The sequence below is a fragment of the Brevundimonas sp. NPDC046655 genome (assembly GCF_044901625.1).
GTDB lineage: Bacteria > Pseudomonadota > Alphaproteobacteria > Caulobacterales > Caulobacteraceae > Brevundimonas.
In genome coordinates, this window is sequence record NZ_JBJDPV010000001.1 from 1,024,860 (window position 1) to 1,045,778 (window position 20,919).

At 67.0% G+C, this 20,919-nt stretch carries 22 protein-coding genes; 4 read left to right on the plus strand and 18 right to left on the minus strand.

What is annotated here, in order from left to right:
- Positions 1-7: 7 nt before the first annotated feature.
- The gene (locus tag ACI2KI_RS05035; RefSeq protein WP_404618274.1) at positions 8-1,018 is read right to left on the minus strand and encodes an NAD(P)/FAD-dependent oxidoreductase; all 1,011 of its coding nucleotides are present in this window, start codon (positions 1,016-1,018) and stop codon (positions 8-10) included.
- Positions 1,019-1,066: 48 nt separating this feature from the next.
- On the minus strand, positions 1,067-2,917 hold the full coding sequence (locus ACI2KI_RS05040) for a phosphoenolpyruvate carboxykinase (GTP) (RefSeq protein ID WP_404618276.1): 1,851 nt from the start codon (positions 2,915-2,917) through the stop codon (positions 1,067-1,069).
- Between the two features lie 216 nt (positions 2,918-3,133).
- Here ACI2KI_RS05040 and ACI2KI_RS05045 point away from each other — a divergent pair, with 216 nt between their 5' ends.
- Positions 3,134-3,760, plus strand: coding sequence for a DUF938 domain-containing protein (locus ACI2KI_RS05045; protein WP_404618278.1), 627 nt, complete (start codon positions 3,134-3,136; stop codon positions 3,758-3,760).
- Between the two features lie 12 nt (positions 3,761-3,772).
- On the opposite strand, the gene ACI2KI_RS05050 is transcribed toward ACI2KI_RS05045, so the two are convergent.
- The gene (locus ACI2KI_RS05050; RefSeq protein WP_404618280.1) at positions 3,773-4,267 is read right to left on the minus strand and encodes a hypothetical protein; all 495 of its coding nucleotides are present in this window, start codon (positions 4,265-4,267) and stop codon (positions 3,773-3,775) included.
- A gap of 311 nt (positions 4,268-4,578) precedes the next feature.
- Between ACI2KI_RS05050 and ACI2KI_RS05055 the strand changes: the two genes are divergently transcribed.
- Positions 4,579-5,346, plus strand: a complete 768-nt coding sequence (locus ACI2KI_RS05055) for a pseudouridine synthase (protein WP_404618282.1) — start codon at positions 4,579-4,581, stop codon at positions 5,344-5,346.
- 4 nt (positions 5,347-5,350) lie between these two features.
- Here ACI2KI_RS05055 and ACI2KI_RS05060 read toward each other — a convergent pair whose 3' ends face one another.
- From ACI2KI_RS05060 to ACI2KI_RS05095, 8 genes are all read right to left on the minus strand, one after another.
- On the minus strand, positions 5,351-5,650 hold the full coding sequence (locus ACI2KI_RS05060; RefSeq protein WP_404618284.1) for a transcriptional regulator: 300 nt from the start codon (positions 5,648-5,650) through the stop codon (positions 5,351-5,353).
- Positions 5,647-6,021: a hypothetical protein gene (locus ACI2KI_RS05065; protein ID WP_404618286.1), complete on the minus strand. Its 375-nt coding sequence runs from the start codon at positions 6,019-6,021 to the stop codon at positions 5,647-5,649. Before ACI2KI_RS05065 ends, ACI2KI_RS05060 begins: the two co-directional genes overlap by 4 nt.
- 155 nt (positions 6,022-6,176) lie before the next feature.
- Complete coding sequence (locus ACI2KI_RS05070) at positions 6,177-6,941, minus strand: ATP12 family chaperone protein (protein ID WP_404618288.1); 765 nt, start codon at positions 6,939-6,941, stop codon at positions 6,177-6,179.
- 11 nt (positions 6,942-6,952) lie between these two features.
- Positions 6,953-7,630, minus strand: coding sequence for an HAD-IA family hydrolase (locus ACI2KI_RS05075; RefSeq protein WP_404618290.1), 678 nt, complete (start codon positions 7,628-7,630; stop codon positions 6,953-6,955).
- Positions 7,627-9,111, minus strand: a complete 1,485-nt coding sequence (locus tag ACI2KI_RS05080; RefSeq protein ID WP_404618292.1) for a putative 2OG-Fe(II) oxygenase — start codon at positions 9,109-9,111, stop codon at positions 7,627-7,629. Before ACI2KI_RS05080 ends, ACI2KI_RS05075 begins: the two co-directional genes overlap by 4 nt.
- Positions 9,108-10,103, minus strand: coding sequence for an RluA family pseudouridine synthase (locus ACI2KI_RS05085; protein ID WP_292083314.1), 996 nt, complete (start codon positions 10,101-10,103; stop codon positions 9,108-9,110). Before ACI2KI_RS05085 ends, ACI2KI_RS05080 begins: the two co-directional genes overlap by 4 nt.
- Positions 10,100-10,498, minus strand: a complete 399-nt coding sequence (gene crcB / locus ACI2KI_RS05090; RefSeq protein ID WP_404618294.1) for a fluoride efflux transporter CrcB — start codon at positions 10,496-10,498, stop codon at positions 10,100-10,102. Before crcB ends, ACI2KI_RS05085 begins: the two co-directional genes overlap by 4 nt.
- A gap of 108 nt (positions 10,499-10,606) precedes the next feature.
- A complete protein-coding gene (locus ACI2KI_RS05095) occupies positions 10,607-13,597 on the minus strand; it encodes a TonB-dependent receptor plug domain-containing protein (protein ID WP_404618296.1) in 2,991 nt (996 codons plus the stop codon).
- A gap of 263 nt (positions 13,598-13,860) precedes the next feature.
- Here ACI2KI_RS05095 and ACI2KI_RS05100 point away from each other — a divergent pair, with 263 nt between their 5' ends.
- The gene (locus tag ACI2KI_RS05100) at positions 13,861-14,400 is read left to right on the plus strand and encodes a hypothetical protein (RefSeq protein ID WP_404618298.1); all 540 of its coding nucleotides are present in this window, start codon (positions 13,861-13,863) and stop codon (positions 14,398-14,400) included.
- Between the two features lie 74 nt (positions 14,401-14,474).
- Here the strand turns inward: ACI2KI_RS05100 and ACI2KI_RS05105 are convergent, their stop codons facing one another.
- The 5 genes from ACI2KI_RS05105 to ACI2KI_RS05125 all read right to left on the minus strand — a co-directional run bounded on the left by ACI2KI_RS05105 (position 14,475) and on the right by ACI2KI_RS05125 (position 18,077).
- Entirely contained in the window at positions 14,475-14,969 is a 495-nt protein-coding gene (locus ACI2KI_RS05105; RefSeq protein ID WP_404618300.1) for a CC0125/CC1285 family lipoprotein, read from the minus strand.
- A 75-nt stretch (positions 14,970-15,044) separates the two neighbouring features.
- Complete coding sequence (locus ACI2KI_RS05110; protein ID WP_404618302.1) at positions 15,045-15,773, minus strand: RluA family pseudouridine synthase; 729 nt, start codon at positions 15,771-15,773, stop codon at positions 15,045-15,047.
- Between the two features lie 11 nt (positions 15,774-15,784).
- Entirely contained in the window at positions 15,785-16,237 is a 453-nt protein-coding gene (locus ACI2KI_RS05115) for a hypothetical protein (protein WP_404618304.1), read from the minus strand.
- A 68-nt stretch (positions 16,238-16,305) separates the two neighbouring features.
- Entirely contained in the window at positions 16,306-16,695 is a 390-nt protein-coding gene (locus tag ACI2KI_RS05120; protein ID WP_404618306.1) for a VOC family protein, read from the minus strand.
- A 74-nt stretch (positions 16,696-16,769) separates the two neighbouring features.
- Positions 16,770-18,077, minus strand: a complete 1,308-nt coding sequence (locus tag ACI2KI_RS05125; RefSeq protein ID WP_404618308.1) for a replication-associated recombination protein A — start codon at positions 18,075-18,077, stop codon at positions 16,770-16,772.
- Between the two features lie 67 nt (positions 18,078-18,144).
- Here ACI2KI_RS05125 and ACI2KI_RS05130 point away from each other — a divergent pair, with 67 nt between their 5' ends.
- Entirely contained in the window at positions 18,145-18,567 is a 423-nt protein-coding gene (locus ACI2KI_RS05130) for a VOC family protein (protein ID WP_404618310.1), read from the plus strand.
- Here the strand turns inward: ACI2KI_RS05130 and bla are convergent.
- Together bla and ACI2KI_RS05140 are read right to left on the minus strand one after the other, a co-directional pair.
- Positions 18,564-19,445: a subclass B3 metallo-beta-lactamase gene (bla, locus tag ACI2KI_RS05135; protein WP_404618312.1), complete on the minus strand. Its 882-nt coding sequence runs from the start codon at positions 19,443-19,445 to the stop codon at positions 18,564-18,566. The two genes, ACI2KI_RS05130 and bla, sit on opposite strands and share 4 nt — an antisense overlap.
- 84 nt (positions 19,446-19,529) lie before the next feature.
- Positions 19,530-20,918 (minus strand): trypsin-like peptidase domain-containing protein, encoded by a 1,389-nt coding sequence (locus tag ACI2KI_RS05140; protein ID WP_404618314.1) that lies wholly within the window; start codon positions 20,916-20,918, stop codon positions 19,530-19,532.
- Position 20,919: the final 1 nt, after the last annotated feature.

Sequence of the window (20,919 nt, forward strand, 5' to 3'; positions counted from 1 at the left end):
TCGAAGGCTAGATGAAGCGACGGGGGACGAGGGTCGGTTCTTTCGAGGACCGGCCCTCGACTTCGTCCGCCACCACGCCGGCGACCAGGGGCCCCAACAGCCAGCCGTTGCGGCGCGGCCCGACCGCCAGATGCAGCCTGTCCTCGACCGCCCCCGCCATCGGCAGGCCGTCCGGCGTCGCGCCTCGCACGCCCGCGCGCCATTCAATCTCCAGCGCACGCGGCGTCTGGCCCAGCACGCGCCAGGCGGCTTCCAACATCTGGGCGCAGCGTTCGGGATCCGGCGTCAGCGACCGCTCGCCCGCCTCCATCGTCGCGCCGATCACGCAGCCTTGGCCCATCGGCGCGACATAGGCGCCGGGACCGCGCACGACGTGGTCGAGCAGCCGCTCGCTCACCAGACCGATCTGCCCCCGAATGGGAGCGATCAGGCCCAGCAGACGCGCGACGGTTTCAGGCAGGCCGCCCGGCGCCGTCCCCACCCCCGTCGCCAGCACGACCTGATCCGCCTCGACCAGCCCCGCCGTCGTCTTGACGCGCCAACGCCCGTCTGACCACGACAATGACGTCGCGCGGCCTTCCAGCCTCCGAACACCCTGCGTCAGCGCCGCCAGGGCCTGAGCCGGTTCGATCTTCCAGTCTTCGTTTGTCGTCAGTCGCCCGGCCATGCGGTCGTAGGCGTGTTCAAAGCCCAAGGCCGCCAATCGTCCGGCCAACACCTCGACGTTCCCGCCCCGCCATTCGGCCAGATCGCGGTCCAGCCGAACACTGGTCGCCGCCGCGAAATCCGCCCAGGCGTCGCGGGCGCGGCGCAGCAGGGCGGCGTGCTCGGGGCTCAGGTCATCGACGGCGCTTTCCATCGCCGGGGCGATCATCCCCGCCGCGACACCCGAGGCGTTCAGCCCGCCGGGATCGACCACCGTCACCGCATGGCCGCGCCGGACCAGTTCCGCCGCCGTGCACAGGCCCAGAACGCCCGCGCCGACCACCAGGATGTCTTGAGAATTGAAAAGGGGCACGAGCTGTCCTTCGACCTCCCGCGCCCCGATTTCAACCCGGCTTTTGTCTTACTCGGCCGCGAGCTTGGCGGCGCGGGCCTCTTCCAGACGCTTGGTCAGGGCCGCGTGCTGGCCCCACAGAGCCTTGGGCAGGCGATCGCCGAACTTCTCGTAGAAGGCGGGGATCAGGGCCGCTTCCTCGGTCCAGACGTCGGCGTCGACGTCCAACAGGATCTTCAGGTCGGCGTCCGACAGGCTCAGGCTCGACAGGTCCAGCGCCGCCTTGGTCGGCAGACGGCCGACCGGGGTGTCCACGGCCTCGGCCTTGCCGTCCAGACGCTCGACGATCCACTTCAGAACGCGGGCGTTGTCGCCGAAGCCCGGCCAGACGAACTTGCCGTCCTCGTTCTTGCGGAACCAGTTGACGAAGAAGAGACGCGGCAGCTTGGACGCATCCGCCTTCTCGCCCATCTTCAGCCAGTGGCCGAAGTAGTCGCCCATGTTGTAGCCGCAGAAGGGCAGCATGGCGAAGGGATCGCGGCGCAGTTCGCCGACCTTGTTCTCGGCGGCGGCGGTGCCTTCCGAGGCCACGGTCGAGCCCATGAAGACGCCGTGCTCCCAGTCGAAGGCTTCCGTCACCAGCGGCACGGCCGAGGCGCGGCGGCCGCCGAACAGGATGGCGTCGATCGGCACGCCCGCCGGGTCTTCCCACTCGGGCGCGATGGCCGGGCACTGGCCGGCGGGCGCTGCAAAGCGGGCGTTGGGGTGAGCGGCGGGCTCACCGGACGCCGGATCGTGCGGCTGACCCTTCCAGTTGGTCAGGCCTGCGGGCGCTTCCTTGGTCAGGCCTTCCCACCAGACGTCGCCGTCAGCGGTCAGGGCGACGTTGGTGAAGATGGTGTTCTTCGCCAGGGTCTCGAGCGCGTTGTGGTTGGTGTTGCGGCTGGTGCCGGGCGCCACGCCGAAGAAGCCCGCTTCCGGGTTCACGGCATAGAGGCGGCCGTCGTCGCCGAAGCGCATCCAGGCGATGTCGTCGCCGACCGTCTCGGCCTTCCAGCCGTCCAGCGCCGGTTGCAGCATGGCCAGGTTGGTCTTGCCGCAGGCGCTCGGGAAGGCGGCGGCCACGTATTTGGACACGCCCTCGGGGCTGGTCAGCTTGAGGATCAGCATGTGCTCGGCCAGCCAGCCCTCGTCGCGGGCCATGATCGAGGCGATGCGCAGGGCGTAGCACTTCTTGCCCAGCAGGGCGTTGCCGCCGTAGCCCGAGCCGTAGGACCAGATTTCGCGCGTTTCGGGGAAGTGGACGATCCACTTGTCGTCGTTGCAGGGCCACGGCACGTCGGCTTGACCTTCAGCCAGCGGCGCGCCCAGGGTGTGAACAGCGGGAACAAAGACGCCGTCGGCGCCCAGCATGTCCAGCGCGCCCTTGCCCATGCGGGTCATAACGCCCATCGACACGGCGACATAGCCGCTGTCGGTGATCTCGACGCCCAGAGCGGAGATCTTGGAGCCCAGCGGGCCCATGCAGAACGGCACCACATACATGGTGCGGCCCTTCATGCAGCCGTCGAACAGGCCGTCCAGGCGATCGCGCATCTCGATCGGATCGGACCAGTTGTTGGTCGGACCGGCGTCGGCCTCGTCTTCCGAGCAGATGAAGGTGCGGCTCTCGACGCGGGCCACGTCCTTGGGGTCCGAGGCGGCGTAGTAGCAGCCGGGGCGCTTGGACTGATCCAGTTCCTTCAGCGTGCCCTTGCCGATCAGGTCGGCAATGATGGCCGATTTTTCGGCCTCGGATCCATCGCACCAATGCACCCGGTCCGGCTTGGTCAGGGCCGCAATCTGCTCGACCCAGGCGATCAGGCCCTTGTGGGCGGTGGGCGCCGGATAGAGTCCGGGAATCGATACGTCTGCAGTCACAGTAATGGTCTCCTGAACCGTGCCGCCCGACGATCTGACGCCGTCGTGACGAGTCGGGCGCCGATCACGCCCTGTTACAGGGCGCAATGCCACCGGAGACGACGTAAGGTCAACCGTTGCTGCAATTCACTCTTGTCGGAATAAATTTGCTGCGTCGCAGCAAGTTTTCCGGTCGCGACAGACGACTAGCGGCGATATCACGGACCGATGCGAACCATGGACACCCTGACCGCCCTGCCCGACGGCGCGCTGGCCTCGCCAGCCTCGGTTCGCAACGCCGAGCCCATCCTGCAGATCCTGCGCGCCCATCTGCCCAAAAGCGGACGCGTGCTCGAGATCGCCGCCGGGTCCGGCCAGCACGCCTTGACCTTTTCCAGCGCCCTGCCCGGCCTGGAATGGACACCCAGCGATCCCAGCGCGGACGCCCGCGCCAGCATCGCCGCCTGGGCCGCTCAGGCGGGGGCCCCAAACCTGCAAACGCCGCTGGCGCTGGACTGCATGGACCCAACGAGTTGGCCCGAGGGTCAGTTCGACGCGGTCCTGTGCATCAACATGATCCACATCAGTCCATGGGCGGCGACCGAAGGCTTGATGAAGCTGGCGGAGCGCGCCCTGCCCCGTCCCGGCGGCCTGCTGTATCTCTATGGGGCCTATCACGAGGCCGAGATCCCGCTGGCGCCGTCGAACGAGGCGTTTGACGCCAATCTGAAGGCCCGCGATCCAGCCTGGGGCCTGCGTGACCGGGACGAGGTCGTCGCTCTGGCCCGATCGCATGGCCTGACGCTGACGCTGCGGACGGAAATGCCCGCCAACAACATCAGCCTTCTGTTCAGACGAACCTAGTCAGGCGCGCGATCAGGAAATCGTCGCGACCACCGCCGACAGTTCGGCGCGCTCGTTGATCAGCGCGACCTTGCCGCCCTGGAAGACGGCGCCCGGCGCATCCGCCGCCACGCCGAAGGCTTCAGCCGCCAGGGCCACGCCCTCAGCAAAGGCCAGCACCGGCATGCCCTGCGCCTTGGCCAGACCGAGCAGCGCCTTGACCTGAGCCACGCCCGCCTCGTCCGCCTCGCCGCCCGGCACGACCACGCCCTTTACCCGTCCGCTGGTGATGTCGTGCGCCGTGGCGGTGGCCAGAACGGTCACGCCGCCGCTGACCAGACTGGCGTCGCCGGTCGAGATCGGCGCCAGGGACACGCCGTCAAAGCGCAGCGCCGTCTCCATGTCGCCCAGCGGGCCGAAATCCATGTCCTTGCGCATGATCAGAGCCATGCGCAGACGCACGGGGGCGGGGCGGTTGAAGCCCTGACGGGGGCGAGCAGCGGTCGAGGTGTTGCGTTGAGCGGACAAGACGTCTCCTTCAAAGGTTGTCGTTCAATATTCAGTCGCCCGTTCAGAATGGATCAGGCGAAAAGCCCCGACGGTGGAACTGAAAACGAGAATCGACGCGTCACGGCGCGGCCGAACGCGATCTAGATCAGTTCGTTGGGGTGACTGAACATATAGACGCCCTGCGCTCAGGGTCAATGACGGGCCACGACCATCTGATCTCAGCGATATTCAGGGTCGCCTTATGAAATCTTTTAGATCAGGCCAAGCAGGACGACTTGCCTGCCCGCCCCCCGGCCTTCTACAGAGCGCCATCCTCAAGGACCGACGCCATGGCTTTCACTCGCACCTACGACGGCCCCGAGCCCGTCCGCATCAACAAGTGGCTGGGGCAGAGCGGCGTCTGCTCTCGTCGCGAGGCCGACGGACTGATCGCGGAGGGCCTGGTCAGCATCGACGGCGAGGTCGTCACCGACGCCGGCCGCAAGATCGAGCCCGGCCAGACCCTGACCCTGAGCGACAAGGGCGAGGCCGCGCTGGCGGCGGGCGTCACCATTCTGATCCACAAGCCGATCGGCTATGTCTCGGGCCAGCCTGAACCGGACAAGATCCCCGCCGTGCGTCTGCTGACCGAGGCCAACCGCGTCGGTGAAGGCGTCGTCCCGGCGGAAGACGCCTCCCTGCCCCCGATCGGCCGGCTGGACGAGGATTCGCGCGGCCTGCTGATGCTGTCGTCGGACGGCGTGGTCGCCAAGGCCGTGATCGGGCCGCAGTCGAGCCTGGACAAGGAGTACCTGGTCCGCGTCGCCGGCGACGTGACCGAGAAGAAGCTGGCCCTGCTGCGCCGCGGCCTGATGCTGGACGGACGGGTGCTGAAATACGCAAGGGTCTCGCGCATGGAGCAGAACCGCCTGCGCTTCATCCTGACCGAGGGCCGCAACCGCCAGATCCGCCGCATGTGCGAGATGGTGGATCTGGAGGTCACGGACCTGCTGCGCATCCGCGTCGGTCCGATCCGGCTGGACAACCTGCCCGAGGGCAAGTGGCGGATGATCACGGCCGAGGAACGCGACGCCCTGATCAGCGGCTCGGCGGGCTGACCATTCAGGTCAGCGCAATCCCGGCCAGTCGGTTCAGTTCGAGCACATGGCTGGCGAACGCCTTCCTGCCTGCCGACGTCAGACTGATCCACGTCCGCTGACGGCCCGCCGTCGCCGCTTTGCGAAGTGTGACATAGCCTGCCTCCTCCAACTGTTTCAGGTGTTTGGACAAGACAGAGTCGGACACCTCCAGCCGATCGCGGATCATGGCGAACTCCGCGTCGTCGATCCCCGACAGCAGGGCGCAGATCTGCAACCGTCCCGGCGCATGGATGACAGGGTCGAAAATGGGCGGCGCGCTCATTCAACCGCCTCCGCCAACTCCCGACGCCAGACGGCCAGCCACACCCGGCTGCCCACGATGGCGGCGATGAAGCCCAACGCCCCCGACACCATGAACAGCCACCAGGGCCCGGCGAACCGTCCATACAGGGATAGTCCTATCAGTCCGAGGAAGACGGCCAGGAGCCCAAACGCCACCCAGCGCGCGCGTTTGGGCGAGTAGCCGCTGACCCACCAGCCGAACTTCTTGCGCCACCACATCACCATGGCGGCGAGACCGCCCAGGGCGATGGGCAAGACAATGAGTGACCATGGCTGAGGCATGCCCTGCCCCGCAACCAGAAGGCCGCATACGGCGCCGTAGGCCAGATCATAGCCAATGGGGTAGGCCATCGATGGCGCGATACTGCTGCGCGCGGCCCGTATCGACGCCAAGGCGTCCTGAGGGCTCTGGGGATCGTGCGACATGACGAAACCTCACTTTCCAATACGGAAAGAATAGGCATCAGTTTCCATCGCGGCAAGACATAACTTGCCAACATGGAAACTTATGTCTTCAAGGCCTCGAACCACCGCTGGAGCAAGGTCGCCTCATCCCGATGGGCGGCCACGCGGGCGGCGGCTTCCTCGTCCACGCCCCAGCGCTCCTCGGTGAAGGCCTCGTCCAGACGCGACAGGTCCAGCGCCGCCGCGCCCGACAGGGCCCCGCGCTGCACCGCCAGACCCAGCACCGCCGACCCCAGCAGCGGCACCGCCGTCGCCAGCCCGGTCAAGGCGTGGTCGTCCATCTCCAGCGCCAGCGCCTTGACCCGCTCCAGCGCCTCGGGGGCCTGAGGCCGGTGGACAATGCCCTCGGCGGTGTGCAGCACCACGTCCAACTCGCGCGCAGCCCAGTCGCGCCACGGCCCCCATTCAGCCTGCTGGCGCGCGATCAGGTTCGCCGGATGTTCGGCCAGGTAGCAGATGACGTCCGACCCGGCGTAGGCGGCGATCTCGGCGGCTACCGGCTCGCGCGTCTGGCTGACCCGGTCGATGGCGGTCGAAGCCAAGCGGGTGGCGGGCATGGTCCCCGGCTCCACGAACTCGCCTTGCGCCGCCCATTCTTCCGCGACCAGTTGCGCGGCGGCCTCAGTCGGCAGAGTCAGGGTGTTTCCCGCCGGGGTCTTGGGCGTCCGCCCGTCCAGACGTACGGTCCAGCCGGCGTCGCCTTTGGTCACATCAACGGCTTTCCAGAAGCGTTTGACGCGCTCCTCGGACTCGCGAAATCCCTTGCGGGCGGCGACGTTGGGATCAAGCGGGGGGATGTGGGACATGGGACAGTCTTCTAGGCGGCGATTGCGGTAGAGGCGAAGCGATCCAGAGCCGCCTCCAGGTCAGGACAGTCGACGGCGACGTGATGCGCGCCCGCTGCGACCTGTTCCTCATGCGTATGGAAACCCCAGCCTACGCCCAGCGGATGCACGCCAGCGTTCAGCGCCATCAGGATGTCGTGGCTGGTGTCGCCGATCATGACGGTCGAGGCGGCGTCTGCCCCGCAAGCGGTCATGGCGGCGAACAGCATGGCCGGATCGGGCTTGCCCGGACCGTCGGCGGCGCAATGGCTGGACAAGAACAGTTCGCTCCACTCCGGACGCGCCAGGTTGCGGGCCACGCCACGCCGGTTCTGCCCCGTCGCCAGCGACAGGCGCCAGCCGTCGCGCTTCAGACGGCGCAGGGTGTCCATGACGCCGGGATAGAGGGGTTCCTCGTGCCCGGCGTCGTACATGGCTCGGAAGCTGGCCTGAAAAGCCGCGACGAAATCGGCCAGCTCCGCCAGCGTCAGGTCCGGCTCCAGCACGTGCAGCGCCTTGTCCAGCGACAGGCCGACGATCTGGCGCACGCGGTCATAAGAGGGTTCGGGCAGGCCCAGGACCCTCGCCGCCTCGCACGAGGCCCGATGGATCGAGGCCCGACTGTCCACCAAGGTGCCGTCGATGTCGAAAACAGCGAGCGGGCGCATCATGCGGGAACCACGTCAAAGGCGATGGTCAGGCGCGTCTGCTCGCCCGTAAACGGTACGGTCCCATGCCACATATAGGAGGGAAACAGCACCAGCTTGCCCGGCTCCGGCTTCTCAAAATGCTCAGGCGGCGTGGGCGCGGCGCAGTCGAACGGCGGCGCGCCGAAGCCGATCCAGCCCTCGCGCCCACCCGCGTCGACGGCGGCCGGCAGGTCGATATAGCAGGCGGAGGACAGCCAGCCCTCGGGGTGAACGTGGGGCGCATGGTACCCGTTCGGCGCCAGTTGCACCGACCAGCAGCCCGACAGGCGATAGGCGCCCGTATTGCGTCGCCGCAGAGGATCGTCGCCGGCGCCGAGGCGCGCGATGTAGCCTTTGATCGGGCCGTCGATGGCGACGAAGAAGGCCCGAATGGCCGGATCGTGGCTGGATCGCAAATCAACCGGTGTTTGGGTGCCGTGCCGCAGGCTCTGCCCCACGGGATGGGTCTTGAGCGTATGCAGACGACGCAGCGCGACCGCGAGATCCTTCAGGTAGGCGGTCAGATCGCTCCAGCCCTCGGGCGTGTCGATCGTCGCGCCCTGCACGAAGGCGTCATAGTCGTTCAGCCGTGCGCCGCCGGTGACGCCCGCCAGCCGCTCATATGTGGCCTGCAGCGACAACCAGTTCTGATCGTCCGCCGCCCTGACGGTTCGCGCAAGCAAGGCCGCGACGTGATCCAGCTCTCCGCGCGCCAGGCGGATCTCGGCCAGCTTCAGCACGACGACGGGGTGGCCTGGCGCTCCGGCTACGGCCGCCTCGGCGTATTGCAAGGCCAGGTCCAGATCGAATGACAGGGCCGCACTGGCCGCGGCCAGATCGATCCCGGCGTCCCTCGTCCCGCCCTCGACCAGAGCGCTGAGGACTTCGCGCGGCGTCGAGCCCATATACTCCATCAACAGGGCCATCAGACGCCGGAGCCCGCTGTCGCGCGGCGCCCGGCCCAGTTCCTCGCGAACGGGGCTCAGAGCCAGGGCGGCGTCCGCCGTCCGCATCCAGATCAGTTGCGCCAGTTCGCGAAGGGCCTCGGCATAGGCCGGGCGACGCGCGACCGCCTGACGATAGGCCTGTTCCGCGTCGTCATGTCTCTCCTGCCCGGCCAGCGCGCGGGCCATCACCAGCCAGGTCTCCGGAGCATTCCCGCCCTTTGCGAAGGCGCGACGGACCGCGGCCTCGGCCTCGGCATATCTGCGCATGTCGCCCAGAAGCGCCGCCAGGTTATGCTCCGACACGCTGCTGGCCGGCCTGGCCTCGACCTGAGCGACGCGCAGGGCCAGAGCTTCGTCCAGCCGTCCCAACCGCTTGAGCAGATCGGCCTGCATCGGCCGGGTCTCCGCCGCGTTCGGCCCCGCCTGCAAAGCCGCCAGGGCTTGGTCGAGGCGCCCGGCCGCGATCAGCCCGTCGATGGCCGCTCGATCCGGGTTGAGACGACCGTCGTGGCTCATCGCTGACGCTTGACCCCTTCGAACGGGTCGACCTCGCTCTCGTCCTCGGAGAAGCCGAAGTGGGCGAAGCCGGCCTTCATCTCGGGACTGAGCGGCGCCTCGACGATCAGCTTGCCGCCGCGCGGATGGTCCAGTTCAATGCGGCGGGCGTGAAGCTGCAGCTTCAGCACGCCGGACAGTTCGCGCGACTTCTCGTCGCCGTACTTGGGATCGCCTAGGATCGGGTGGCCGATGGCGGCCATGTGTGCGCGCAGCTGGTGCGTCCGGCCGGTGAAGGGTCGCAGGGCCATCCAGGCAGCGCGGTGGGCGGCGCGGCTGATGGTGGCGAAGGCGGTCTCGGCCGGCTCGCCCTTGGGGTCCTTGGGATCGGCAGGACGCATCATCTCGAAGTCGTTGATGCCGGTCTTCTTCAGCGCCATGTCGATCTGACCGGCCGAGGGCTTGGGGTTGCCGATGACGATGGCCCAATAGGTCTTCTTGGCCTGACGGCGGGCGAAGGCTCCGGCCAGACGCTTGGCGGCCTCCGGCCCCTTGCCCAGCAGCAGGACGCCCGAGGTGTCGCGGTCCAGGCGATGGACCAGACGCGGACGGTCCATCCCCTCGCCCCAGGCCGACAGCAGGCGGTCGACGTGCTTGGTGGTCTTGGTGCCGCCCTGCACGGCCAGGCCGTGCGGCTTGTTCAGGGCGATGACCATGTCGTCTTCATAGAGAACCAACGACTTGGCGTAGGCCACGTCGCGTTCGCTCAGTTCATGCAGATCGCCGGGCTTGCGCGGATTGGCGTCGGGCAGAGGCGGCACACGCACGGCGGCTCCGGCGGTCAGGCGGTCCTGCGGTTTGACCCGCGATCCGTCGACGCGGATCTGGCCGCTGCGGGCCATCTTCTCGACCTGGATGTGGGTCAGGTGCGGCCAGCGGCGCTTGAACCAACGGTCCAGGCGGATGTCGTGCTCGTCCTCGGCGACATAGAGGGTCTGGACTTCGCGGCTCATGCGCCCACTCCGGTAAACAGTTTGCGCGCGATCATCAGGCCGACGAACAGGGCGGCGATGGCAAGAACCACCGAACCCGCCACATAGACGAAAGCCGTGGCCAGTTCACGGCGTTCGATCATCAAGGCCGCTTCCAGCGAAAAGGCCGAGAAGGTGGTGAAGCCGCCCAGCACGCCGACGGCGGCGAACAGACGGATGCTCTCCTGCCCCGCGCCCGCCTTCAGCGCCAGCCATCCGGCCAGCAAACCCATAAGCAGACCGCCGACGATGTTGGCGGCGAAGGTGCCCCAAGGCCAAGCCGCGCCGGGCGCCAGTCGCCCGACCGTCAGGCCCAGCCCATAGCGGGCAATAGCCCCCAGGGCGCCGCCGGCGGCGACAAGAAGAAATTGCGTCATGCCGGGCTTGTACACCGACCGACCCGCTTTGGCGAAGGCGCTGTCCTGAAAGGAAAAAGGCGGCGGATCGAAATCCGCCGCCCTCTCTCTTGGTCGTGATGGCCGGGCTTAGAAGCGCGCGGTCAGACCGACGTAGTAGCGACGGCCGAGCACGTCGTAGGTCGACGGGTCGGTGTTCGCCTGAACGCCCGGGGCGTAGGTCCGGGGATCCTCGTCCGTCAGGTTGTTCACGCCCGCACGCAGGACGACGGCGTCGTTCAGCGTCCAGGAGCCGTTCAGGTCGAAGTAGTGCAGCGGCTCCAGCACCGTCGTGGTGCCGAACTGGGTCATTTCACCCACCCGGCGCCAACGCACGCCCGCGCCGAACGAACCCATCTGCCAGTTCAGCGACGACAGCATCTTCCACTCGGGGAAGGTATTGCCGAAGACGCTGTCGATCGTGCCCGTGCGGTTGATGAACGGACCACCGGCGGTGTCTTGGCGCTCCCAGGTGTCCAGCCAGCCGACCACGACGTTGGCGTTCAGCGAACCCCAATCCGGCAGACCGGCGTCAGCCAGCTGCACGTTCCAGTCGAACTGGGCGTCGATGCCCGAGGTTTTCAGCGTGGCCAGGTTTTGGTTCAGCTCGCGCGCCTGCGTCACGTTGCCGGTCAGCGAGTCACGAATGAACAGCTGGCAGTAGCTGTTGGTCGGATCGTAGTTCGGGTTCTGACCCTGGGCGTTGTAGCAGCCTTGCAGCTGGGCCGAGGCGCCCACGGTGCCGATCACATCGGTGATTTCGATGTTGTAGTAGTCGATCGAAGCCGAGAAGCCCGACAGCAGCGGATGCTGGAAGCGCGACTGATAGATGGCGCCGACCGACCAGGTGTCGGCGGTTTCTTCTTGCAGGTTGACGTTGCCGCCGGTGATGCCCGTGGCCTGGTTGTTGCCGAACTGATAGCTGTCGATAGCGCTAGCCGAAATGCCCTGAGCGATGCAAAGCGCCCGGACCTTGGCCGCGTTCGGACCATTTCGATAGCTGCTGCGGATATCGCAGGGGTCGCCCGACAGACCGGTGGCCGACGGCGTGCCGATCGCCGGGAAGCTGGTGTTGGTCGGTGCGAACAGCTCGCCGATCGAAGGCGCACGCACGGCGCGGTTGGCGCCGCCGCGGAAGCGCAGACCGTCGATGACCTGCCATTCGAAATCAGCCTTGTAGGCCGAAACGCCGCCGATCGAGCTGTAGTCCGAATAACGGGCGCCCAGCGTGAGGTCCAACTGCTGCACGAACGGCAGATCCGACAGCAGAGGCAGCAGGACTTCGGCGAACAGTTCCTTGGAGTTCGTGTCGCCGTTCAGAGCCTGCGAGGCGTTGAAGCCCGCGATTTCCGAACCGCCGTTGGAACCGCCGTCGGGACGCGGCACGACCGTATTGGTTTGGGCCAGCGAGGCGTCGGGGCGGAAGGCGTAGTTGTCCTGGCGGTATTGCACGCCGAAGGCGCCGCGCGCTTCGCCGGCCGGCAGGGTGAACAGAGGCCCTTGGAGCGAGGCTTCAACGACGGTTTGCTCGGAGATGGTCGTGTTCTGACCGGCCCGCGAGATGTAGTTGACGCAGGACGCCGACAGGTTGGACTCGCCGAACGGGTTGAAGCCGCCTTCGCAGAGGCTGCGGCCGCCGTCAGGCGCGTCCAGCAGACGCTGCACGGCCGAACGCGACACGTTGCCGAGCTGGGTGGTGGTGTTGTCCACGCGGCCGTACTGCGCATAGACGTCATAGGTCCATTCGCTGTCCGGGATATCGCCACGGACGCCAGTCGTCAGCTGATAGACGTTGTAGCGGTCATTGCCGATACGGCCGCCGACTTCCGTGAAACGCTTGTTCAGCAGGAAGGAGCCGTTCGGGTTCGGGCGCGCGTTCAGGAAGGTGCGCAGCTCGCTGCCGATGAACGGGTTCGTCGTCGGGATACGGAAGCCGGTGCTGGGGACGTTGCCGGCGGCCGGCGTCGCCGCCAGTTCCTGCTGCGCCGTGTACTGGGTGAACAGCAGGCTCGAATAGACTTCGGCGGCGTCGTTGAGCTTGTAACGACCGCCGGCATAGGCGCTCCAGCGATCCAGCGGCAGTTGCAGCGAGTTCAGGGCGCCGGTGTTGAAGGCGTAGGTGCCCACGCCCGGTTGAGCGAAGCCATCATAGGTGATGCCGCCCGGGCTCTTGAAGTTGCGGGTCAGAACATAGCTGAACAGCGAGCCGTCGTTGTTGAAGCCGAACTGACCCGAGTTGCCGACGCAGGGCGCCGACGGGTTGGACGAGGTCGCGCAGACGGTCGGCGTGCCGAAGTAGGTGTTGATGAAGGCCTGGGTCGGCAGGTTGTTCGAGTCGAACGTCGTCGAACCCAGCGGGGTGGTGCCTGAAGCGCCCGAGACGGCCGCCCAGTCGCGGGCGCCGTTGTAGATTTGAGCGCGGGTCGAGCGACCGATCGACAGCACCATGTTGCCGCGGTCGTCGGCGAAGTTGCCGCCGACGGTCAGCGAGTAGCTTTCCGTGATGCCGTCGCTACGGTCGGTTTCGCCGTACTGGGCGTCGATCTGAACGCCTTCGAAGCTGTCGTTCAGGATGAAGTTGGCCACGCCGGCCAGAGCGTCGGAGCCGTAAGCGGCCGAAGCGCCGCCCGAGATGACTTCGATGTTCTTGATCAGGGCGGTGGGCAGGATGTTGATGTCGACCACGCCGGTGGCGTTGGACGGCACGACGCGACGGCCGTTCATCAGCACCAGGGTGCGCGAGGTGCCGAGACCGCGCAGGTTCAGGTTGGCCTGACCGCCGTTGGACGGGTTGTTCGACGTCGAGCTGACCGACGGCACGAACTGCGGCATGTCATTCAGCAGGCTGTCGATCGTCACCGAGCCCGTGGCCTGGAAGTCCTGAGCGTCGACCGTGACGATCGGGCTCGTCGACTGATAGTCCTGACGGGCGATCCGCGAGCCGGTGACGACGATCTCGCCCACCTGGGTCGCCTGTTCATCCTGAGCCTGCGACTGGGCCATGGCCGGCGCGGCGAAGCCCGCCAGCGCAATGCCCGCGATCATCGTCGTGGCCAGCAACCGTTCACGTTTGTTGGTCAATTTTTAAAACCCTCTCCTGGCGTTCGGCAACAAAGCAGAGGACCTTTTCCTCGCTTCCGCCCCCGCATCCTGACGCGAGACAAATCTTAGATTCGCCCGCCAATCCCCTACCGATTACGCCATGGCGTCCAATTTACGACACAAAATTACTGAGCCGTAAGATTAAGTTGTCCCATATGTCGCAAACTAGCCACGCTTTGACAAAGCACGCCGCTAGGCAACACCACCCCAAATTTAACGAAATGACAAAAGAGTTTGCGAACATGAACGCTGTTCACGGAAGAATTATTGCAATTTTGTGCGCAATGTCGGCGACGTTCACCTTTACAAATCAGAGTTACGCGAACGTAGATCCGACGCCAAAGGCGGCACAGATGCAGCAGCTTCTCGACTGCAGACGCATCGAGGATCGCAGCGCCCGCGTCGACTGTTACGACGCAGCGGCGGCATCGCTCGACGCCGCCGAACGCCAGGGCGAAATCGTCGTCGTCGAGCGTGAGCGCGTGATAGAAGCCAGGCGCGCCGTATTCGGCTTCAGCCTGCCCGCCTTCCCCAGCAGCCTTCTCGGGGGAGAAACGGAAGCCCTGAACGAGGTCGAAACGTCGCTGGAACGCGCCAGCCATGTGGCGGGCCAAGGATGGACCTTCCATCTGGCGGACGGGTCGGTCTGGCGTCAGATCGACACGACCCCGCTCCAGTTCCGCGCGCGCGCCGGCCTGCCCATCAAGATCCGCCGCGCCGCCATGGGCAGCTACCTGCTGAAGGTCGCTGATTACCCCGCGGTGCGCGCCAAGAGACAGTAGCGGTAAAGAAATATACGTTTCTAGAGCAGTAAAGGCAGAGTGGTCGCCCTGTACGCTCTAGCTAGCCGGCCGCTCTAGAGCCTTGATCTGATCGCATCCTGAACCCGACGCGCATCATAGGCGTCGGGACGATCCGGCTTGGCGCCCCGGCTCATGACGATCTCCAGCGTGGTGGAGGTCGGCTGCGGCCCGCTTAGGTCAAAGCCGAGGCCCACGCCGACGCCCGAGGTCGACCAGCCGCCATAGCGGCCCGAGCCCGCGCCGATCGAGACGCTGGGGCGCACGCCGCCGGCGCTGTCAGGGCGGCCGTCGATCCAGCGCTGCGTCACCTCGAACCAGTCATAGCCCTGATCGACGGTCAGTTGCGCCGCGCGGAACAGGGCGCGGTCCGCCACTGGGCCGGGCGCGCCGACGCCGTTGTAGGTGACACGGAAGCGGTTGGTTTCGATCTGCTGCTCGCTGAAGCCCTGCCCACGCGTCGACTGCTGCGGGCCATAGGGGGCCAGGCTGGCGCAGGCGCTCAGCGCCAGGGCGGAGGCTGCGATCAGGCCGAAGGTCAGACGTTTCATGCGAAATCTCCCTGCCCGATTAGCGTCGAGCCTGCCGGGATGTTCCGCCGCGAAGCTGAACAGAGACTGAACCGGCTAGAGCCCCGCCGCCGCCTTCAGGGCCATGAAATCTTCGGGCAAGGGCGCCTCCAGCGTCACGCGCTCGCCGCCCTCAGGGTGGGGGAAGGACAGTTTGGCGGCGTGCAGCATCAGACGCGAAGCCCCACGACCGGCGAAGGTCAGAGCCCCGCCGTAGCGCACGTCGCCGACCAGAGGCCGGCCGATCGAGGCCATATGGACCCGCAACTGGTGCATCCGTCCCGTCTCGGGCGACAGTTCGACCAGGGCGCCGTCTTCGCTGGAGGCCAGCGTGCGATAGCCGCTGACGGCGCCCTGCGCGCCCGGTGCATCGAACTCGACCACTCGCATATAGCTCTCGCGCCCGATCTCTTCGCGGCGCAGGGCGGCGGTGATGCGGCCCGACTTGGGCTCGGGGGCTGCCGACACCAGGGCCAGATAGGTCTTCTGGAACCGGCGCATCTGCATGGCCTTGCCGAGGAAGCCCGCGGCCGGCTTGGTCTTGGCCGCCAGGATGACGCCCGAGGTGTCGCGGTCCAGCCGGTGCACCAGTTCCGGCCGCTTGCCGTTCGAGCGGGCGAAGGCCCACAGCAGGTCGTCCAGCGTATGGGCCTGGATGCGCCCGCCCTGGCTCGACAGGCCGGACGGCTTGTTGAAGGCGATGATATGCGCGTCCTCGTGGATGACCCACGAACGGACGGCGGCGATGTCTTCTTCGGTCAGGGAAGCGGGCTGGCGGGTTTTCACCCGCCGAGCCTTTAGCGGAGGACAGCCTTCTTCGCCATGGCCGAGGCGTACCACAGCAACAGGGCCGCGATCGCAGTGATGACGAAGGGCATCCACTCCATCATGGCCAACTGCGGCGGCAGGGCGGGCGGCGGGTTGATGAACTTGGAATAGACCAGGCTGACCACCGCCCCCAGCAACGACAGAGCGAAGGCGTGCACCGCCCAACGGCTGCGCGACAACAGTAGCAGCGACCCGATCACCGCGCCCCAGACACCCAGGGTCCACGGCACATACATCCACGCCGGCATGGCGTTGTAGTAGGCGATCATCTCGTCGCCGAAACCGGATTCGCGCATATAGGCTTCGCCACGTGTAGTGGTCTGGATGAAGTCGTATCCGCCAAAGCCGTTCCACAGCAGCGACAACACCCCTACCAGCCAGAGATGCCAGGGCGTCGCAGCCCGTCTTGCAATATCGGTCATGTTCCCTCCCCAGGTTGCCGATGGGAGGAGGCTAATACCGAACCGCCATGCTTAACAATGAACAGCGATCAGGAACCCCCGACACGCCATGGCGGGTCCATCCGGTTCTCGCCCGCCCGGTAGAAGCACAGGCGATTGCCATCCGGGTCACGCAGCCAGGCTTCGCGCCACAGCCAGGTCTGATCCACGGGATCATGATCAAAGGCCACGCCCGCCGCCTTCAGCGCCGCCACCCGCTCATCCAGATCAGCGCACTCGAAATAGACGCCGGCGCCGCCGGGCGTGACCCGATCAGCTAGGTGAACCGAAAAGGTCGCGGGCGCGCCCACGCCGTCGCCGGGACAAACAAACCGGGCATAGTGATCGCTCGACACGATCATGGTCAGCCCCAGCCGCTGATAGAAGGCCTTTGCGCGCGGAATGTCCGTCGTTTCGACTGTGACCTGATTGAGATTCATGGCGGTACGCATTTCACAAGTGAGGGACGCAGAACTTAGGAATCCCACGGCCTCGCTTCAACGCCGCCCGCGCCTCAGCCTTCCCTTTGCGCCCGTTCCCGCAGCGCCGCCCAGCGTTCCAGCCTCGCCTTGACCTTCTCCTCATGCCCCTCGCCCTTGGGCTTGTAGAAGGTGCGGCGCTCCATCTCGTCGGGGAAGAAGTTGGCGCCGGAGAAGCCCTCGGGCGTATCGGGGTCGTACTGGTAGCCCTTGCCGTAGCCGAGTTGCTTCATCAGCTTGGTCGGGGCGTTGCGGATATGGGCGGGCGGCATCAGTGAGCCGGTTTCATGCGCCGCCTTCCTGGCCGCCTTGAAGGCTTCATAGACCCCGACCGACTTGGGCGCCGTGGCCAGGTGGACCACCGCCTGCGCCAACGCCAACTCCCCTTCGGGCGATCCCAGGAAGTCGTAGGTGTCCTTGGCCGCATTGGCGACCAGGATGGACAGGGGGTCGGCCTGACCGATGTCCTCGACCGCCATCCGCACGATCCGCCGCGCCAGATACAGCGGGTCCTCGCCCCCGTTCAGCATCCGCGCGAGCCAGTAGAGGGCGGCGTCCGGGTCTGAACCCCGCACCGACTTATGCAGGGCGGAGATGAGATTGTAGTGCTCCTCGCGCGACTTGTCGTAGGCGGGCGCGCGCTTCTGCAGCACGCCGGCCAGCGCCTGAACGTCCAGTGGTTCCCCTTCGGGCAGGTCGAACAGAACCTCCGACATGGTCAGCAGATACCGCCCGTCGCCGTCGGCCAGGGCCAGCATGGCATGACGCGCTTCGGCCGTCAGCGGCAGGGGCCGCTCCATCAGCGCCGCCGCCCGGTCCAGCAGTTGATCCAGCGCCGCGTCGTCCAGACGCTTCAGCACATAGACCTGGGACCGCGACAGCAGCGCCCCGTTCAGCTCGAAGCTAGGATTCTCGGTCGTGGCGCCGACCAGGGTCACCACCCCCTCCTCGACGAAGGGCAGGAAGCCGTCCTGCTGGGCGCGGTTGAAGCGGTGGATCTCGTCCACAAACAGCAGGGTCTGTTGCCCTGCGGCCCGGCGCATCCTCGCGGCTTCGAACGCCTTCTTCAGGTCGGCGACGCCCGAAAAAACGGCGCTAATCGATTGATATTCATAGCCCGCCGCCTTGGCCAGCAGGCGGGCAATGGTAGTCTTGCCGGTACCGGGCGGTCCCCACAGGATCATGGAGCCCAGACGCCCGGCCTTGATCATGCGGCGGATCGGCCCGCCCTCGCCCAGCAGATGATCCTGACCCACCACCTGTTCCAGCGTCTGCGGACGCAGACGGTCGGCCAAGGGCGCGTCAGGGGCGTGGATGCCGGAGGCTTCGAACAGATCACTCATGGAACGGCAGAGATAGGCGTTCGTTCAGCCGATTACACGCACTACTATCGGCCCGAACGGAGGAACCATGTCCGAATCCCAGCCGAACCAGGGCCCGACCGGCGGCGTCACGGCACACCTGACCATTCCGTCGCGGGGCGGCCAGGCGGCCATCGAATTCTACGGCCGGGCCTTCGGCGCCGAGGAGATCATGCGGATGCCCGCCGAGGACGGCGAACGGCTGATGCACGCCCACCTCAAGATCAACGGCGCCAGCGTCATGCTGGCCGACGAATTCCCCGAATGGACCGGCGAAGCCGACATTACGCCCAAGGGCGTCACCCTGCATCTTCAGGTCGATGATCCCGACGAATGGTGGACCCGCGCCCTGGTGGCGGGCGCCATCCCGGTCATGCCGCTGGAGGATCAGTTCTGGGGCGACCGCTACGGCCAGGTCCGCGACCCGTTCGGCCACACCTGGTCCATCGGCGGCCCGGCAAAGAGCGTCTAGGACGCTTCGCGATCCAGCCGCGCCTGCAGCCGGCCCCGCGCCCGCTCCGCGTAAGCGCGGCAGGCTGACGGATCGAGGAAGGGATTGGGCGTCGCGCCGGCCTGCAAGGCCGCGATCTTGACGTCGCCGCTCGAGTTGTCGGGATGCGCCGAGATCAGCAGGTCGCAGGGCAGCGCCTCTACCCGATCAATCGAGGCGCGCAACGTCGCCGTCACCTCGGGATGCGCCGTATAGGTGAAGGTCCCGTTCGCCACCGCGTTGAGACTGGACGCGAACACCACGTCCACGCAGGCCTCGCCTTCGCAGGTCTTCCAGGTCCAGCTGACGCTGCCCGGCGTATGGCCCGGCGTGTAGACCGCCGTCACGGCCGTATCGCCCAGACGCACAGCCTCACCATCGCCGATGCCGCGCGCATTGGGGACCGGCGGATGTTCGGGAATGTTGGCGGCCTGAGGATCATGGGCGTCGACCCGGCCCGTCCGCAGGGCGGCGGCGCCGTCAGGGCTGGTGATCACCTCCGCCCCGCTGTCGCGCGCCAGGGCGGCGAGGCCGCCCGAATGGTCGTAGTGCGCCTCAGTGTTCAGGATGTAGCGGATGTCCTCGACCCGGAAACCCAGCTGACGAATGTTCGCCTTCGTCGCCTCCACGGTCTGCGGCAGGGCGCCGTCGATCAGGATCAGGCCGTCGCCGGTGTCGATCAGCACCAGGCTGAGACCGCCGGTGCCGACAAAATAGGTCTTGCCGTACAGCTTCAACGGCGTTTGCGGCTTCTCCCAGTCCGGGTTTCCAGGGATCGGCTGCGTCAGCGGATCGTCATGGACGGCGCCCCCGCTTGCGGACAGCAGGACGAGAGCGGCGGCGAAGGGCAGGAAGATCATCCCGCCATTCCACACGCCGCATCCCCGGACGCAAGCCTCGCCAAACCGAACGGCGCAGCTATCCCCAGCGCCGTCTCCGGCGACCTAGGGCAGGCGCCCCGTCAGCTTCCGTCCGCCGCGCACGATGGTCAGTTCCGAGCCGCGCTGGGCCCGGCCGAGGGCCGCGACCGAGGTCGCCGGGCGACCGTCCACCTGAACGATCAGGTCGTTGGGACGCAGGCCGATGCGGGCCGGGATGCTGTTGCGCTGCAGGCCGGTCACCACCACCCCGCTGGTGAAGGGATCGCCACCGAGGCGGTCGGCCAGCGCCGGGTTCAGCGCCACGCCCTGCAGGCCGGCCAGCGCCCCCTGCCCCACGGTCGTGCCCTGCCCCGGGTCAGCGTCGCCAGGCAGGGCGGATACGCGGGCGTTAAGCGTCTGGGTGCGCCCGTCGCGCAGGATGGTCACGGCCACCGTGTCATTGGGCGAGCGCGTGCCGACGCGGAAGTTCAACCCACCCTGATCATTGATCTCGGCCCCGTCGACGGCGGTGATGACGTCGCCTTCCTCCAGCCCGGCGCGCGCGCCCGGCCCTTGGGGATAGACGTCGGTGATGATCAGGCCCTGGGGACGCGACAAGCCCAGGCTGCGGGCGATGTCGGCGCTGACCGTGTCGCCCTTCACGCCCAGCCAGGGCCGCACGACGGACTTGGCCCCGCCCACTGCGGAATCCACCACACGCTTCACCATGGTCGCCGGCACCGCGAAGCCCACGCCGGACGAGGAGCCTGTGCGCGAGAAGATCGCGGTGTTTATCCCTATCAGGTCGCCGTCCATGTCGACCAGAGCCCCGCCCGAGTTTCCGGGATTGATGGCGGCGTCGGTCTGGATGAAGGAGCCGGAATCGCTGATCCCGGTCTCGGTGCGGTTCAGGGCCGAAATGATGCCGGTCGTCACCGTCTGGCCGACGCCGAAGGGGTTGCCGATGGCCAGGACCAGGTCGCCGACCTGTTGCTCCTCCTGATCGTCGATGCGCAGGACCGGCAGGCTGCCCTCGACGCCCTCAAGCTGCAGCACGGCGATGTCGGAGCGCGCGTCGGCCAGCAGCACCCTGGCCGCATATTCGCGCCGGTCGTTCAGGGTGACGCGGATCTGCTGCATGTTCTCGATGACGTGGTTGTTGGTCACCACCACCCCGTCGGAGCGCACGATGACGCCCGAGCCGATGGAGCCGGTCACGCGCGACTGCGGTCCGCCGCCGAACATCTCGAAGAAGGGATCACGCACCTGCTGCACGCCCCGCGCCGAAATATTGACCACGGCGGGCGCGGCCTCGCGCACCACGGGGGCGAAGCTGGACTTCATCGAGCCGGCGTCGCGCGGAGCCTGTCGCGGCTGTTCGGCGAAGACGCCTTCCTGGGCCTTGGACGGCTGGGGCTGGCCGCAGGCGGACAGCATCAGGGCGGCGGCGAGGGCCAGTCGGGAAGTCTTCATG

Coding starts and splice junctions, on each gene's coding strand:
- ACI2KI_RS05115 (WP_404618304.1), bottom strand. CDS start 16,237: ATGACCGATATTGCAAGACGGGCTGCGACGCCCTGGCATCTCTGGCTG.
- ACI2KI_RS05085 (WP_292083314.1), bottom strand. CDS start 10,103: ATGAGCCGCGAAGTCCAGACCCTCTATGTCGCCGAGGACGAGCACGAC.
- ACI2KI_RS05080 (WP_404618292.1), bottom strand. CDS start 9,111: ATGAGCCACGACGGTCGTCTCAACCCGGATCGAGCGGCCATCGACGGG.
- ACI2KI_RS05120 (WP_404618306.1), bottom strand. CDS start 16,695: ATGAATCTCAATCAGGTCACAGTCGAAACGACGGACATTCCGCGCGCA.
- ACI2KI_RS05070 (WP_404618288.1), bottom strand. CDS start 6,941: ATGTCCCACATCCCCCCGCTTGATCCCAACGTCGCCGCCCGCAAGGGA.
- ACI2KI_RS05105 (WP_404618300.1), bottom strand. CDS start 14,969: ATGAAACGTCTGACCTTCGGCCTGATCGCAGCCTCCGCCCTGGCGCTG.
- ACI2KI_RS05065 (WP_404618286.1), bottom strand. CDS start 6,021: ATGGCCTACCCCATTGGCTATGATCTGGCCTACGGCGCCGTATGCGGC.
- ACI2KI_RS05130 (WP_404618310.1), top strand. CDS start 18,145: ATGTCCGAATCCCAGCCGAACCAGGGCCCGACCGGCGGCGTCACGGCA.
- ACI2KI_RS05125 (WP_404618308.1), bottom strand. CDS start 18,077: ATGAGTGATCTGTTCGAAGCCTCCGGCATCCACGCCCCTGACGCGCCC.
- ACI2KI_RS05055 (WP_404618282.1), top strand. CDS start 4,579: ATGGCTTTCACTCGCACCTACGACGGCCCCGAGCCCGTCCGCATCAAC.
- ACI2KI_RS05060 (WP_404618284.1), bottom strand. CDS start 5,650: ATGAGCGCGCCGCCCATTTTCGACCCTGTCATCCATGCGCCGGGACGG.
- ACI2KI_RS05140 (WP_404618314.1), bottom strand. CDS start 20,918: ATGAAGACTTCCCGACTGGCCCTCGCCGCCGCCCTGATGCTGTCCGCC.
- bla (WP_404618312.1), bottom strand. CDS start 19,445: ATGATCTTCCTGCCCTTCGCCGCCGCTCTCGTCCTGCTGTCCGCAAGC.
- crcB (WP_404618294.1), bottom strand. CDS start 10,498: ATGACGCAATTTCTTCTTGTCGCCGCCGGCGGCGCCCTGGGGGCTATT.
- ACI2KI_RS05045 (WP_404618278.1), top strand. CDS start 3,134: ATGGACACCCTGACCGCCCTGCCCGACGGCGCGCTGGCCTCGCCAGCC.
- ACI2KI_RS05075 (WP_404618290.1), bottom strand. CDS start 7,630: ATGATGCGCCCGCTCGCTGTTTTCGACATCGACGGCACCTTGGTGGAC.
- ACI2KI_RS05100 (WP_404618298.1), top strand. CDS start 13,861: ATGAACGCTGTTCACGGAAGAATTATTGCAATTTTGTGCGCAATGTCG.